Source organism: Bradyrhizobium sp. WSM2793 (genome assembly GCF_000379585.1).
GTDB lineage: Bacteria > Pseudomonadota > Alphaproteobacteria > Rhizobiales > Xanthobacteraceae > Bradyrhizobium.
On record NZ_KB902783.1, the window covers coordinates 116525 to 130368 of the forward strand.

Sequence of the window (13844 nt, forward strand, 5' to 3'; positions counted from 1 at the left end):
AACGGCTCACTTTCGTCTCAGTGCTATGCAATCTTGGGCAAGCTGTCCGCGATCAGCATAGTCGATGACAGCGAATAGATCCGAGAACTTATCGGAAAGATATTTGTCCGTAACGAAGCATTCTGCAAACTCGCTACGCGCCACTGAGTCCGAGGGCAGCCAAAAGAACTTTCCGGATGTCACTTCCGCTATTGCGGTGTCGATCGCGTTGTAGGGGAGCCGCTTCAGAATGAGATCAATCCAGAAGTGTATCTCTTCACCATCGATCTTCTTTCGGTGTGCTTCCTTCAGGTTCTCCAAGAACCGAATGCCGAGAGTCGTTATGAAGCAGACGCCAGCTGGTCTGAGAATGCGTGCAATCTCGGAAATCCACCGATCGAAATAGTGCTGGTTGAAGTGCGAAAAGGTCGACCACGTGACCAAGTGGGTCGCGAATCCGTCGCGGAACGGGAGCGGCGGCAACGGGTCGGTCTTGACGAAGCTGATATAGCTGTTCGCCTTGCGCGCTTCGACGATGAAGTCGAACGGTTCAACTGCATAGATATTCGCCGCAGGCACATCCTTCATAAAAGCGCGCGCGATGCGGCCCCAGCCGGTTCCAAAGTCGATCAGGGTGCTATCCTTGGAGAAGGGCGCGCTATTGGCGTTCAAGACGCCGACGCAGTGCTCGCGAAAACTGAGCGCGCCTCTGATCGCCATCTCGTTGGAGTTTCCTTGCAGATGGCGCTGCAGGTCCGCTGATGGAAATGAGGGAAAGGCGATGCCCCGTATCGAAGGCTCTTTGACGCTCCTGACCAGGTCTGACCGCCATTCCTGGTCGGTAAGAGGTGCATAGGTCTCGTATATCTTGTTGATCTCAGTGTTGTGCATCTCTTCCTCGATTGAGCGAACGTCGTTGTTTGAGGCAGAAGGCCGCCTCGCTCCGGCCTACTGGGTGAGGCCGACCCGCTTGGCCTGATATCCGCGCTCCAGGATCGCCTGCCACCACGGCTGCTGCTCGACGTACCAATGGACGGTCTTCCGAATGCCGGTCTCGAAATTCTCCTCGGCCCGCCAGCCCAGGTCGCGTTCGAGCTTCGAGGCGTCGATCGCGTAGCGTCGATCGTGACCGGGGCGGTCGGCGACGAAGGTGATGAGATGGCGGCGCGGGCCGCTATGACCTGGACTGATCTCGTCGAGGAGATCGCAGATGCTTTCGACCACATGGAGATTGGTGCGCTCGTTCCGGCCGCCGATGTTGTAGGTCTCGCCGACGACGCCGTGCTCGAGCACCAGCGTGAGGGCCCTGGCGTGATCCTCAACATAGAGCCAGTCGCGGACATTCTGCCCGTCGCCGTAGATGGGAAGCTGTTCATCGGCCAGGCCCTTGATGATCATGTGCGGGATCAGTTTCTCCGGGAAGTGATAGGGGCCATAATTGTTCGAGCAGTTGGTCACGAGCGTTGGGAGCTCGTAGGTCTCGTGCCACGCGCGGACGAGGTGATCTGATGAGGCTTTGCTCGCTGAATAGGGTGAGTTGGGCGAATATGGCGTGGTTTCCGTGAAGAAGCCGTCCCTGCCAAGGGAGCCGAACACTTCATCCGTGGAGATATGCTGGAAGCGGAACCGCGCCCGCCTGTCTGAAGATAGTGTCCTCCAGTAGCGCAGAGCCTCCTGAAGCGCCGTGAAGGTGCCGACGATGTTGGTCTGGATGAATTCGCCGGGGCCGTCGATCGAGCGGTCGACATGGCTCTCAGCCGCAAGATTCAACACCGCGTCGGGCTGATACTGCTCGAACAGCCGGCGCAGTCCCGGGGCGTCGCAGATGCATTGCTTCTCGAAAGCGTAGTGGAGGTTTTCGGTCGCGCCGGGGAGGGAATCGAGGTTCGCGGCGTAGGTGAGCTTGTCGATGTTGACGACGCGTGCATGGCTGTTGCGCAGGAGGTGGCGCACGACCGCGGAGCCGATGAAGCCGGCCCCGCCCGTCACGAAGATGGTCAACCCTTTCAAACGCATAATCAATCAACTCCGTGCGGCGAATTAGGCCGCTCTGTGCGCGCGTGCGACGGACTGTAGATATTCGCCGTAGCTGCTCTTTGCGGTCTTTGCGGCCACCCGGTCGAACGCTTCAATCGTGATGTAGCCCTGTCGCAACGCGATTTCCTCGGGGCAGGCGATGCGCAGGCCCTGGCGTTGCTCGAGGATCTGGACGAAATGGCTGGCTTCGACAAGCGAGGAGTGTGTACCGGTGTCGAGCCAGGCAAAGCCGCGACCGAGCACGTCGACATAGAGATCGCCCCGGTCCATATAGGCCTTGTTGACGTCCGTAATCTCAATCTCGCCGCGTGCCGACGGCTTGATCCGCGCGGCGATGTCGACGACGTCGTTGTCGTAGAAATAGAGCCCGGTGACCGCGACGTTGGACTTCGGCTGCTTCGGCTTCTCCTCGATCGAAAGCGCGCGACCGGCCTGGTCGAGCTCAACCACGCCATATTGCTCAGGCGTGTTGACGACATAACCAAAGATGGTGGCGCCCTTATTGCGCAGGGATGCCTTTGTTAACATTCCTGGCAGGCTGTGCCCGTAGAAAATGTTATCTCCTAACACTAGGGCGACCGGATCGTCGCCGATAAAGTCACGCCCGACGATGAATGCGTCGGCCAACCCCCGCGGCGCCTCCTGCGTGGCGTAGGAAAAATGTAGGCCGATTTCGCTGCCATCACCGAGCAACCGCTCAAAGAGCGCCTTGTCCTGGGGCGTGGAAATGACTAAAATTTCCCTGATTCCGCCAAGCATTAGCGTCGAGAGCGGATAGTAGATCATGGGTTTGTCGAAGACCGGCAGAAGTTGCTTCGAGACGACGGTCGTCACGGGATAGAGGCGAGAGCCGGTGCCGCCTGCGAGAATGATGCCCTTCATTGCTCCTCACAGTTTACTTATCACAACCATAACATATAATGTGAAGAGTACAAGTTGGTGACGACGCCGAAACACCGGTGTCGGTCGGCAAAAATTCGCAGTGCTCCGAAAATGAATGTGATCCGGACCGAGCTTCCTGAAGTCCTCATCATCGAGCCCCAGTTCTTCGGCGACGACCGTGGCTTCTTCGTCGAGAGCTATCAGTTTCCCCGCTACGTCGAGTACGGCATCACGCGGCCCTTCGTGCAGGACAACATGTCCCGCTCGCGCTACGGGGTGCTGCGTGGTCTGCATCTGCAAAATCCCGTCACCCAGGGCAAATTGGTGGCGGTGCTGCGGGGCAAGGTGCTCGACGTCGCAGTGGATATCCGCGTCGGGAGTCCGAATTTCGGGCGCCACGTGGCCGTCGAGTTGAGCGAGGAAAACCGGCGGCAGTTATGGGTTCCGCGCGGCTTCGCGCATGGTTTCCTGGTGCTCTCGGAGACCGCGGACTTTTTCTACAAATGCGACGATTTCTATAGCCCCAAGAACGAGGTCTCGATCCGCTGGGACGACCCGACGATCGGCATCAACTGGGGCATCAAAAAACCATCGCTGTCGGCCAAAGATGCGGATGCGCCGCTGCTTGCCGACTCGAAAAACCTTCCAGTCTACGGGCAGATCTGATGCGGATATTGTTGACGGGAACCGACGGCCAGGTCGGAGGCGCATTGCAACCGCTTCTGGCAGGGCTCGGTACGATCATTGCGCCTGACATCACCGAGTTTGATCTGTCGAAGCCCGAACGGCTTGCCGGAGCGCTCGATGCCTTCAAGCCCGATCTCATCATCAACCCCGCGGCCTATACCGCCGTAGACCGCGCCGAAGACGAGCGCGAGCTTGCGTTCCGCATCAATGCCGGGGGACCTGGGGAGATCGCCCAATGGGCGGCGAAACATCGGGTGCCGCTGGTGCATTTTTCCACCGACTATGTCTTTGACGGCTCCGGGGAGGCACCGTGGCGCGAGGACAGTCCGACGGGCCCGCTTTCGGTCTACGGCGCGAGCAAGCTTGCCGGCGACAGTTCCATTCGCGCAGCCGGTGGTCCGCACCTGATCGCGCGCACCTCCTGGGTCTACGCCGCCAAGGGCGCCAACTTCCTGCGCACCATCGCGCGGCTTGCGGCGGAGCGCAAAGAGCTACGCATCGTCGCCGACCAGATCGGCGCGCCTACGACGGCGAGGTCAATCGCCAACGCCATCGCGGATATCGTGCTGCCAAATTTGTCGAACCTGAATGAGCTCTTTGCGCGCAAAGGGGGCGTCGTCAATCTCGTTTGCACGGGTGAGACCAGTTGGCATGGCTTTGCGAGCGCGATCGTCGCCGGCCTGAAGTCGCGCGGCCTTGCGCTGGAGGTGGAGGAGATCGTTCCGATCGCTACGGCCGATTTCCCGACCAAGGCGCCGCGGCCCGGCAATTCCCGACTCAACCTGTCGCGCCTTAACAGCCAATTCGGAGTGGTCACGCCGGACTGGCGGGAGGCGTTGTCGGTCGAGCTCGACGATTTCGTTGCCTTGCAAGAAGACGCAGCGCACGCCGAGGCGGCGGGTCAGCTCCAGCGGCGAGCCTATTCGTGATTCACCGGCGGATCGATCGAGAGAGACGCGCGGCGGCCTGAAGGGCGATGAGGCGTCGCTTCAAAACCCCAACGGCACTTCGCGCGCTGGTTCGAGATGATTGTAGCGAGGGGCGCGTGGCCCCGGCGGCCAGGCGAGGCCGCTGTAGGGGATGCCATCGCGCGAAAGCTGCGGATTGTAGGTCGGGTCCTCGTTGAGCCATTCACCCCAGCGCGCCCGAAGCAGATTGAGCTCGCGCTCGAACCGGCCGCGCCGGTCGGCGCGATCATCCGCGCCGCGGCTGGCAGATTCGGCGTGAACCAGCTTCGCATGCGGCGTGAAAACGATGCGCTTGCCCGCTTGACGCAGCCGTAAGCAATAGTCCACGTCGTTGAAGGCGACGGCAAAGCGCGCTTCGTCCATCCCGCCGACGGAAAGATAGTCGCTGCGTCTCGTCGCGAGGCAGGCCGCAGTCACCGCGCTGCATCCGTGCGTCACAAGCAGTTGATCGAGAAAGCCGGGATCATCGGCAAATCTGTCGGTGAAGGCGTGGGTCGCCGCAAAGTTCATTCCCAAGACGACACCGCCATGCTGCACGACGCCGCCAGGCCAGGTCAGGAGTGCGCCGACCGCGCCGACATCAGGCTCGGCGAGCCGCGTCAGCATCTCCTCGAGCCAGTCATCGGAGCCCGCTTCGATGTCATTATTGAGGAGACAGAGCACGTCGCTGTCCAGGACTGCGCAGGCTTGATTGTTGAGCCTGGCGAAGTTGAAGGGTCCTTCGACCCGCAAGGTTCGCACGCCCCGTCTCGGCAGATCTGCAAGGTAAGCGATGGTGTCCGGATCGACACTGTCATTGTCGACGACAAGGATATCTGCGCGGCAGCGCTCCACTGCGGGCGCGATGCTGTCGAGACAGGTCCGCAGGAGGGGGAGACGATCGCGGGTCGGAATGACCACGGTCACGCGCTGGCGCGAAACCGCTCGACCAATCCGGACCGCAGGGAAGAGGTTACCCTGTTGTGGGGTCACGTCCGCGCTGACGGCGCGTGCATCGAGGTGCATCTGGCTCGCCGCGGCAAGCTGATGGCTGGCGTTGGTTCGATCGAGTTTAGGAAGCGTCGCCAGCGCTCCCGGCAAATGAAGGATGTTGTCCTGACGCGGACCGAGGTGATCGAGCAGGCAGTTGAAGAGACGGTAGAGATTGTCGGGGCGGGTCTCGAGGCCGGTGAGCAAAGCGTCGCGTCGCACTGCGAACAGATGCGCACAATAGCCTTGCTCGAGCATTCTCTCGTAGTCGAAGGCGGGAAAGGCCAGAGGCCAGAGCCGACCATCCTCAGCAAGTAAATCAAGATCGCCGTACAGAGCGATCGCATCCGGATAGGCGTCGAATGCGGCGGCGATGCGGGCCAGGGCATTCGGCTCGAGCACCACGCCCGCCATCGCGATGACGACATGATGTGCATCGGAAGCGGCGTCGTCCAAGAATTCCAGGAGAGCGTCGGTATCGACGGAGAGCGGCTCGCCGTCGATCAAGCCGGCAGTCCAGCTTTCGTGGGTCTGGGTCTCCAGCGCGGCGAGCGTTTGCTCTGCGCCGGCGGCGCCGGCGATCATGACAGCGAGCGAAAGACCGCTTGCCAGCGGCGCCAGCAGCGGAAAGCGATCGCGCCAATTCACGTAGTCGGCGAGGGGAAGCGAGGCCGGGATCAGTTGGTCATAGAGCTTGCCGCGCAGACGCTCGGCATCGTAGCCGCCGAGCGCGTCGATCATTCCGGCGAGACCGTCGGGAAAGGCAACGAAGACGGCCGTTGTTGGAATTGGCTCGCCGTCCTCCCTGCGCAGCGAAGCGCGGTGAACGCGTCCGTCGGCAAAACGTTGCGGAACATGGAAATCGAAGGCGCGCGCATTCCGGTGTGCGGCAGCTTCGCCGACATGCGTCCAGGCGGTAGCGTGAACCTGTGCGACGGCCTCTCCGTCAACGATTGCCTCCAGGAACAGAGCGGGTTCGCTATCGATCCAGCCTTGGAAGTGCAACCCGCCAAGCCAGCGCAACTCGCATGTCTTGCGCAGATCGACGAGGCTTGCGCGGCCACTCTCCAGATCGATGGGTTGACCAACGAGAGTGCCAAGATTGGCGAGGCGTGCCTCGAGGATGCGCGCGGCGCGAAGCAGATCGGGCTCGATCGTGACCGCAAAGCCGCAACTCGCCTGAAGCCCTGGTTCAGAGAGCCCGCGAACGAAGGCGTCGGCATAGGCCGTGCTGAACACCAGACCGTCGAGCAAGATCTCAACGGTATAGCGGCGCTCCGGCGCGTGGGCGTCGTAGACGAAGCCGGACAACGTCCCGTCGTGCGCGAGCTCGAGCCGGCTGACGAGCTTTGGTCTGATCGACGGTTCGGGCTGGGGGCGGGAGAGACGCGACATGCTCATGACCCCGCGATCCAGTCGACCACGAGATCGGCAAGTCCTGCTGCGTTCACAATGGCAGGAATCGCAAGGTCGCCTTTGCGGGGCTTAAGCGCGCCGCCGGACCAGTCGCAATAGGCGACGGGTCTTGTCGCCTGTTTGGCGGCCTCGACGAGAGGATGGCCGAAGATGGGCTGCTCGAAATCGGTGAGGATCCAGCCCGGATTATGCGGCGTCAGCACCTCGCCCAACTCGTCCGCAGCGACCGCGCCCGTGACGAAGAGATTGGGCCGCGACATCAGGCGATCATCGCCGCAGGTGGTCCCGGCGATGACGATCGGTAAGGATGGTTCGCGCCGCCACAGGCGATCTGCCAATGTTCGTATCATGCGCAGGGATGCCGGCGAAGGAGTCGCGGGAACGATGACGAGGGATTTATGCGAGGCGGAGATCGGAGGTAGTGTCAGTGAACCTGTGGGCCAATCATGCAGGACGATTTCGCGATTGGGCCACCGTTCTTGCGCAAAAGCTTTGGCCGATTTGCTGGGGACGAGAAGAGGGGTCGTATGGGGGGGCAGGGAAGCGATCTCGCCGATGCTCGCCGATAGCAGCCAGCGATCGACCGGAAGATCGAGGCCCCCGATCCATTCGGTGAGCCGTGGCGACGGATTCGGGTCGAGGATCTCGATACGCGTTGGGCATAAGCGCGTCAGGAGGTCGCCGGCCTCGGCGCGACCGGCCTCTGCATCGAGGCGCAAGCGTGTGGCCTGCGGCAAACCTCCGTCGGTAGCCCTGAGATGAAGCACATCCTGCTCCCAGGAGAGCAGGATCGTGCGCTCGCCATCTAGCCGGAGATGCCGTATCCGCGCTTCGGTTACGGCAGGGCAGGTCCGCTCGCCCGCGAGAACCAGCACCGATGGCTCAGCCGGCCATGGCAGCGCACGCTCGAGCGCGGCGCGCGCCGGCCGTAACGGATCGGCGATTTCAAAGGCGCGGCATTCCTCCCGGTAGTTCGGGAATCGCTGGTCCAAAATGCCGAGATTGCGAAGCACGAGGCCTCGCTTCTCCTCTTGGAAAGATTTAGAGCCGTGATGTCCGACATAGACCGATGGCGCGCAAACGTTGCGAAATCCATTGGCCCGCGCGCGGAGGCAGAGATCGACGTCCTCGAGATAACCGCGCTCGAAATTGTCCGAGAGCTCGCCCACACTGTCGAGGCAGGCGCGGGTCACATAGAGGCAGAATCCGATTCCGCTTGCGACATCGATCGCGTGCCCCGCGTTGGCGGCGCTGGCGACGCGATCGATTGCGACGATCTCGTCATAGCGCGGCATGGGATTAACGTCGTTCGGCGTCGGAAAGGAAAAGATGTCGCCGTTGTTGGAGAGCGGTGTGACGGTTCCGATGTTCGGGGCCGAATGTGCCACATCGGCTAACCGATCGACGAAGCCGGGCGGGACGAGCGTGTCGGAGTTGAGCAGTACGATGTCGCCCGTCCGGACCTCCTTCAGCGCGCGATTGATCGCGCCAACAAAGCCGAGATTGACCGTGTTTACGAGGAGACGAATCTTGCCTGTCGTCGCAAGCTCGCTCAGATGGCGCTGCAGCTCCACTTCCGGACTGGCATCGTCGATGGCGAGAACCTGAAAGGCGTCCTTACCAGATCCTCGTGGACGCCTTGCCTTGTCGAGACTCTTGAAGCATTCGATCGTTGCCCGCGCATCCCCATAGACAGGGACGATAACGGTCGGCAGGTCGACGTTCGATCCGATTCTGGTGGCAGGATCGCGAGTGGCTCTGAGGTTCATCGTCGAGGCGAGATTGGGCGCCACGCGTCGAACCTGGATGACGTCTTCGCCGCATCTCAACGTCACGATCTGAGCTGTCTTGGACGGTGGCCGCCGAACCAGGAAGGTTGTTGCCTGCACATCTGCGCTCGCCAGGGGGTGAAACGGATTGGGTTCGAGAATGCTCGTCAGCGTGCCGTCTTCGATTGCAAGGCTCACTTCGACGGGAAGGGCGTTGGTCCAAGCGACCCAGCCCGTCACGTGATTGTCGAACACAGAGCAGGCCGCCCAATGCCGGCCCCCGGCGCGCCGCAGCTCCGCGATGGCAGCTCGAAGGATGGCTGGATTGCCTTCGCGGCATATCAGTTGAGTGGCTGCGGCCAGTCGTTGATCGTCGGCAGCCCATGCCAGCATCCGGCGGTTGGCGCCGACATCCGAAGGATCGACAAGAAGCGCCCGCGCAAGATCGAACAGTGCAGCTTCGCTAAATCCAAGCCTCCAAGCGGCTTCGGCGCGGAGAACGAAGCAGTGAGCTGCTGGTGGAGGCGCAACGCGAATGCGTCGATCGGCGTATTTGAGTGCCGTCGCGAAGTCATGCGCGGTCAGCGCCTCGGCTGCGAGGCGTTCGAGCGCGATATGCGCGCGAGCCCCGGCAAGCGAGGGGACGTCAATGACCCCGTTAAGAACCATGCGGTGGTCCGGCCTAGTCGATCTCGTTAGCCGACGGAACTCTCTTGGCGCGCCCGACTGCGGAAAACACGCACCCGGCCGGAGCCGACCGGCTTACGTGCCGGCTTTGCGGGCACGACGTTGTCCGTGGCCGCGATTCGGTTGATGCCGATGCGAATGCCGACCAGAGGCTCGCGGCTGGTCGGGCCCGACAGTACGACCCGTTTGCCGACGGCGCGCAAAGTCGGCGCGTTCAGGAACGTCGCTTCCGCCACGAACTCGAATCCGTCGGTGCCGCTGATTTCCAGCACGACGCCCGTAATCGGCAAGGCTCGTCCGCGGGTGCCGGCAAAAGTCCCAAGTGAGACCATTTTGCCGCTGCCCGCCTGGCCATTGGCGAATTGGACCGCATAGCGAATATCGAGGCCCACAGGCTTCTCCGGCCAGTCAAGAGCAATTCCTTCGATGCGCGAAGGGGCCGTTGGACCCGCAATCCACGTGCTGGGCGCGGCAACAACATCGCCGCGACCAGCAACGTGGCCGAGGACCTTGAGGCCCTCGATTGCAACATTTGTGTGCAAGGCCGCGTGCTCACTTTGCGCGACGAGTGGTGCGCGGCCGGATTGAATCGGTTCGATACGAACCATGGCCGCGCGCGATCCTCCCGGTCGCGTCGGCTGAACCTGAATCTGCAACGTGCCGGGCGTGTTGACCCGCACCATTAGACCGGAATTGGGCTCCCATAGTGTCGGCTCGCTCGCATCGGGGTGCATGATGAGCTCCATGCGGCCTTCATGCCCCTCCGCCGGTACAACCGTGACGTGAGGCGGCGAGGCGAGATCGTCCGCGCTCTTGTAGCTCACGAAGAACAGTCCCCGATCGAGACTTACGACTTTGTGTTGCTCAACGTCGCCCATCATTGCCCCGAATCAGATCCGATAAACCAGGATTTTCTTTGTGCCGCCTGACGGTCATGCGTGCCCGCTTGAGAGGCGGAACGTCGCTCCGCGCACTTCAGGGAACGCATCTCAAGCGAGCGGCGGGACGCCAATCTGGCGGTAACAGAGATCGGCGCATGTATTCGGTTTCTGCGCTGAGCAGCTCCGCAATCTGACGAAGCCTTTCATTCTCGTCTTTCAACAGCGCGATGATATCCGCGATATCATCGACGCCAATCAAGTCAGGATGCCAGCTGCACAACTCAGGGTCGAAAGGGGGTTGTTTAATCGTCATCGGATGGCTCACCGTGCGCTTGGACTTGGGTCTCTAAGATTAAAGCAATCATCAAAAACTCGCGTAGCGAGAACAAAACCCAAAGTGGCATACGTTCGGACTTAATCGCTCTAATTTGGGGCAGGAAAATGTCATGCGCATGGAAAGCTTCGACGCGAAGAAGTACTTCAGCAATTTATCGATGGGGAACCTGCGGACGACTGACACAGTCCTGTCATGACGGATCGATTGACTCTGATCAATCGGACGGCGCCCTTGCTCACGAAGCGAGCAAGACGAGAACCAGATAAATTTTGAACTTAGGTTTGTGTTGGAAGCTGCGTGCTTCGCTGCTGGCAATTCTTGCTATAAATATCTCCGTGCTTGCATTCTTGATTGATTGAATGGCATGAGGGAGCAAGCCCAGAGCGGCGTCGATGAAGATCCTAATCGTTCACAACAATTTCCCGGCACAGTATCGCAACATTGCGGCTGCTTTGGCCAAGGAGCCTGGCGTCGAGGTCGTGGCCGTCGGTGCATCGAATGCAAGATCGATGCCTTCCGTGCGATTGATCAAATACGCTCTTCCTGACGCGGACGTTTCGGGAACGCATCCGTTTGCACGACGTTTCGACGTCGAGTGCCGGCGTGCCGAACAGGTGCTGTACAGTCTTTCGAGTCTGGCGGCGTCGGGGTTCACACCGGATCTGATTCTCGCCCATCCCGGGTGGGGCGAGACTTTGCCGTTGCGTACGATGTTTCCCAAGGCACGTTTGCTCGTCTATTGCGAATTTTTTTACGGGGCCGAGGGGCGTGACATCGGATTTGATCCGGAATTTCCAATGCCTGGCCTCGATGGTCACATCGGGCTCCAGTTGAAGAATGCGACGACCCTGCTCGCGCTTGAGGACTGCGAAGTGGGCATCTCGCCAACGAAGTGGCAGCAATCGACGTTTCCCGCACATTATCAGGGCAAGATCGACGTGATTCACGAGGGCGTCGACACGGCGCGCATGCGGCCGAATCCGCAGGCGCGCCTGATGCTTCCGAATGGACAGCACGTCCGACCGTCCGACGAGGTCGTGACGTTTGTCGCGCGCAATCTTGAGCCGCTCAGGGGCTACCATATCTTCATGCGCGCGCTGCCGGAGATCTTGAGACGCCGGCCGAGCGCACAGATCGTCATCATCGGCAGGGATGGCGTATCCTACGGACTTCCGCCCCCTGCGGGTGAAACCTGGAAGTCGATCTTCCTCACCGAAGTGCGCGGTTGCTTGGACGTGTCGCGTGTTCATTTCCTGGGCGGCGTCTCGTATCAGACCTTCCTTGCGGCCCTTCAAGTATCATCGGCGCATGTCTATTTTACGTATCCCTTCGTGCTGTCCTGGTCGATGCTGGAGGCGATGAGCGCCGGCTGCCTCGTCATTGGTTCTGACACGGCACCGGTGCGCGAAGTCATAGATTCAGGCGAAAACGGGTTGCTGGTCCCATTCTTTGCGGCGGATGAGCTTGCCGAGCGGGTCGTCGAAGCGCTAGAGCAGCCGACAAGATTTTCAGCGCTCCGCGAGAATGCCCGCCGCCACGTCGTCGATTACTATGACGCGGAGCGGGTCTGTGTGCCGCGAATGCGTCACCTTCTCGATCTGAGTGGAAATGCCGCCTCATCACCGCGCGTTTTCTGGCCAGCGCGCCCAGCCTCAGAGTGGCAGACCAAAGGCGCCAAGCGCGCGTTGCGCAACATGCCGGCAGACCGCCCACCTCTCATATCTGATTGATCACGACTTCATCGATCGGGTACTTACCACCAATTTTGATCCTCTCGTTTCCAGGGCCTGCTCACTTATTAATTCGTTCCCCGTTTGCCGCGTTCGGGATCGCCGCTCTCGCGTTCGGCCATGACCTGCGGATCGGTTCTGCGGCACGCATGGGGCTGGGATTTGTGCCCCATGCGCGCGACGGCAATTTGCCTTTCGCTTGTCGCTTGTTGTCGATGATGGGCCCAGGCTGTGTGAAAATCGCGCAACATGGGGCGCGCCGGGGCATTTCGCGGCCGCCGAGCTTCTAATTCGGTGGAATCGACCTGCCGTCATCTCAGTGGCAACCAGAAGCTTCATGTAGGCGCTGATTTGATCGCTCAGAAGGCCGGCCTCACGCCCGCATCGCCTCCAGCAATCCGCCCACGCCCACGATCATCATCACGCGCTTCATGTTGTATTCTCATGCTGCTGGGAATTGGAGCGGTGGCCCTTCTGCTTATTGCGTTTTGGGGACTGCATAGGCACGTGTGAGCGGGCCCGTCGTGCTTGAGGAATCTAATGGTGGACGCTAGCCGGTTCACGACTGGCGAATTGTCTCACGGTCTCAAAAGAGCGCTCGGAGGGCTCAGCGGTCCGCTCTCTCAGTTTCCGTAGAGACAGCAAAATTGCTCTTCACCCGTCGTCTTGATGAGGGAAACCACCGTTACGAGATCCGCATCTCGACCTTTGTGCGCTTCGACGTAATCCGCGCCGGCGCCAGGCGTTCTGCCGATTGTCGTTGATCGGCGATCATGGCATGGATCGTTTACCAGCCCCAATGCTCCCGGCTGCCGATCCAATTGCGGGTAAGAGCGCCGGAGCAACGACGAAGGGCCGCAGGAGCGCCTAAAAGCCTATAGGACGTCTCCTGCGGCCAGCGCCGGCACGTTCCGCACGATCGGCGCGGCAGTGCGAGTGCTCGTACAGAGGCTGGTCAGCCTGAAGGGCAGGGGCCCGCCAATCAGGTGATTTTAATAATCGGGAGGCTTGTCTTCCCGGTTGAGCAGTCCCAAACGCCGTTCAAGCTCTTCCTTCTTGGCCACGAGTCTCGCGGCAAGAATGCCATTGACGACCGCATGGAGTCGCCAAAGCTCTTCGAGAGACATGCTCTCAAACGGCTGTCGTTCCATGAATCCCCCCGACTCACGAATTGCCATAGCTTGGGCTTACGAGGGGCAGATGGCAACTTCGGGGTTGTTGCGCGGAGAGTTACCTACACCTGCGGCGCCGACCTAGTTTCTTGGAAGCTGAACGACTCGACCTTGACCGCGAGCGGCGCAACTGAGCTTGCGCTAATCGGTTTCGCAGGACACCTAATTCAGCCATTTGACATTCGATAAATACGATACGTTGGTGCAGAGCAAAAACGGCATCGAAAGTTCGATCGGAAATACTCATCACGGCCCCAACACAACTGGACTGAAAAATATTTCGACAATCATAGCATTACGACAGTGGACGGGCACAATTGCAAGGCGAAT

Annotated in this window: 11 protein-coding genes; 3 read left to right on the plus strand and 8 right to left on the minus strand. The window is 60.6% G+C overall.

All coding sequences use genetic code 11. From position 1 onward, the window contains the following. Positions 1–6 precede the first annotated feature (6 nt). Genes A3AS_RS0118735 through rfbA form a run of 3 tightly spaced genes read right to left on the minus strand, consistent with a single transcriptional unit; the run spans position 7 to position 2898 of the window. Entirely contained in the window at positions 7–870 is an 864-nt protein-coding gene (locus A3AS_RS0118735; RefSeq protein WP_018319102.1) for a class I SAM-dependent methyltransferase, read from the minus strand. A gap of 57 nt (positions 871–927) precedes the next feature. Beyond that, positions 928–1995: a dTDP-glucose 4,6-dehydratase gene (gene rfbB / locus A3AS_RS0118740; protein ID WP_026202128.1), complete on the minus strand. Its 1068-nt coding sequence runs from the start codon at positions 1993–1995 to the stop codon at positions 928–930. 24 nt (positions 1996–2019) lie between these two features. Beyond that, on the minus strand, positions 2020–2898 hold the full coding sequence (rfbA, locus tag A3AS_RS0118745; RefSeq protein WP_018319104.1) for a glucose-1-phosphate thymidylyltransferase RfbA: 879 nt from the start codon (positions 2896–2898) through the stop codon (positions 2020–2022). Positions 2899–3009: 111 nt separating this feature from the next. Here rfbA and rfbC point away from each other — a divergent pair, with 111 nt between their 5' ends. Both rfbC and rfbD read left to right on the plus strand, forming a co-directional pair. Continuing rightward, entirely contained in the window at positions 3010–3564 is a 555-nt protein-coding gene (gene rfbC, locus A3AS_RS0118750; RefSeq protein ID WP_018319105.1) for a dTDP-4-dehydrorhamnose 3,5-epimerase, read from the plus strand. After that, positions 3564–4514 (plus strand): dTDP-4-dehydrorhamnose reductase, encoded by a 951-nt coding sequence (gene rfbD, locus A3AS_RS0118755; protein WP_018319106.1) that lies wholly within the window; start codon positions 3564–3566, stop codon positions 4512–4514. The genes rfbC and rfbD overlap by 1 nt, the downstream gene beginning before the upstream one ends. Positions 4515–4574: 60 nt before the next feature. On the opposite strand, the gene A3AS_RS0118760 is transcribed toward rfbD, so the two are convergent. From A3AS_RS0118760 to A3AS_RS47320, 4 genes are all read right to left on the minus strand, one after another. Continuing rightward, positions 4575–6923 (minus strand): glycosyltransferase, encoded by a 2349-nt coding sequence (locus A3AS_RS0118760; protein WP_018319107.1) that lies wholly within the window; start codon positions 6921–6923, stop codon positions 4575–4577. Further along, complete coding sequence (locus tag A3AS_RS0118765) at positions 6920–9376, minus strand: glycosyltransferase (protein ID WP_049814917.1); 2457 nt, start codon at positions 9374–9376, stop codon at positions 6920–6922. The genes A3AS_RS0118760 and A3AS_RS0118765 overlap by 4 nt, the downstream gene beginning before the upstream one ends. A 26-nt stretch (positions 9377–9402) precedes the next feature. After that, positions 9403–10275: a hypothetical protein gene (locus tag A3AS_RS0118775; RefSeq protein ID WP_020508699.1), complete on the minus strand. Its 873-nt coding sequence runs from the start codon at positions 10273–10275 to the stop codon at positions 9403–9405. Positions 10276–10369: 94 nt separating this feature from the next. Next, the gene (locus A3AS_RS47320; RefSeq protein ID WP_157644295.1) at positions 10370–10588 is read right to left on the minus strand and encodes a hypothetical protein; all 219 of its coding nucleotides are present in this window, start codon (positions 10586–10588) and stop codon (positions 10370–10372) included. 416 nt (positions 10589–11004) lie between these two features. On the opposite strand from A3AS_RS47320, the gene A3AS_RS0118785 reads away from it, so the two are divergent. Next, positions 11005–12342 carry a glycosyltransferase family 4 protein gene (locus A3AS_RS0118785; RefSeq protein ID WP_018319111.1) on the plus strand — a complete coding sequence of 446 codons (1338 nt, stop codon included), beginning with the start codon at positions 11005–11007 and terminating at the stop codon, positions 12340–12342. A 992-nt stretch (positions 12343–13334) separates the two neighbouring features. Here the strand turns inward: A3AS_RS0118785 and A3AS_RS48355 are convergent. Further along, positions 13335–13493 (minus strand): hypothetical protein, encoded by a 159-nt coding sequence (locus A3AS_RS48355; RefSeq protein ID WP_198293703.1) that lies wholly within the window; start codon positions 13491–13493, stop codon positions 13335–13337. Between the last annotated feature and the right edge of the window lie 351 nt (positions 13494–13844).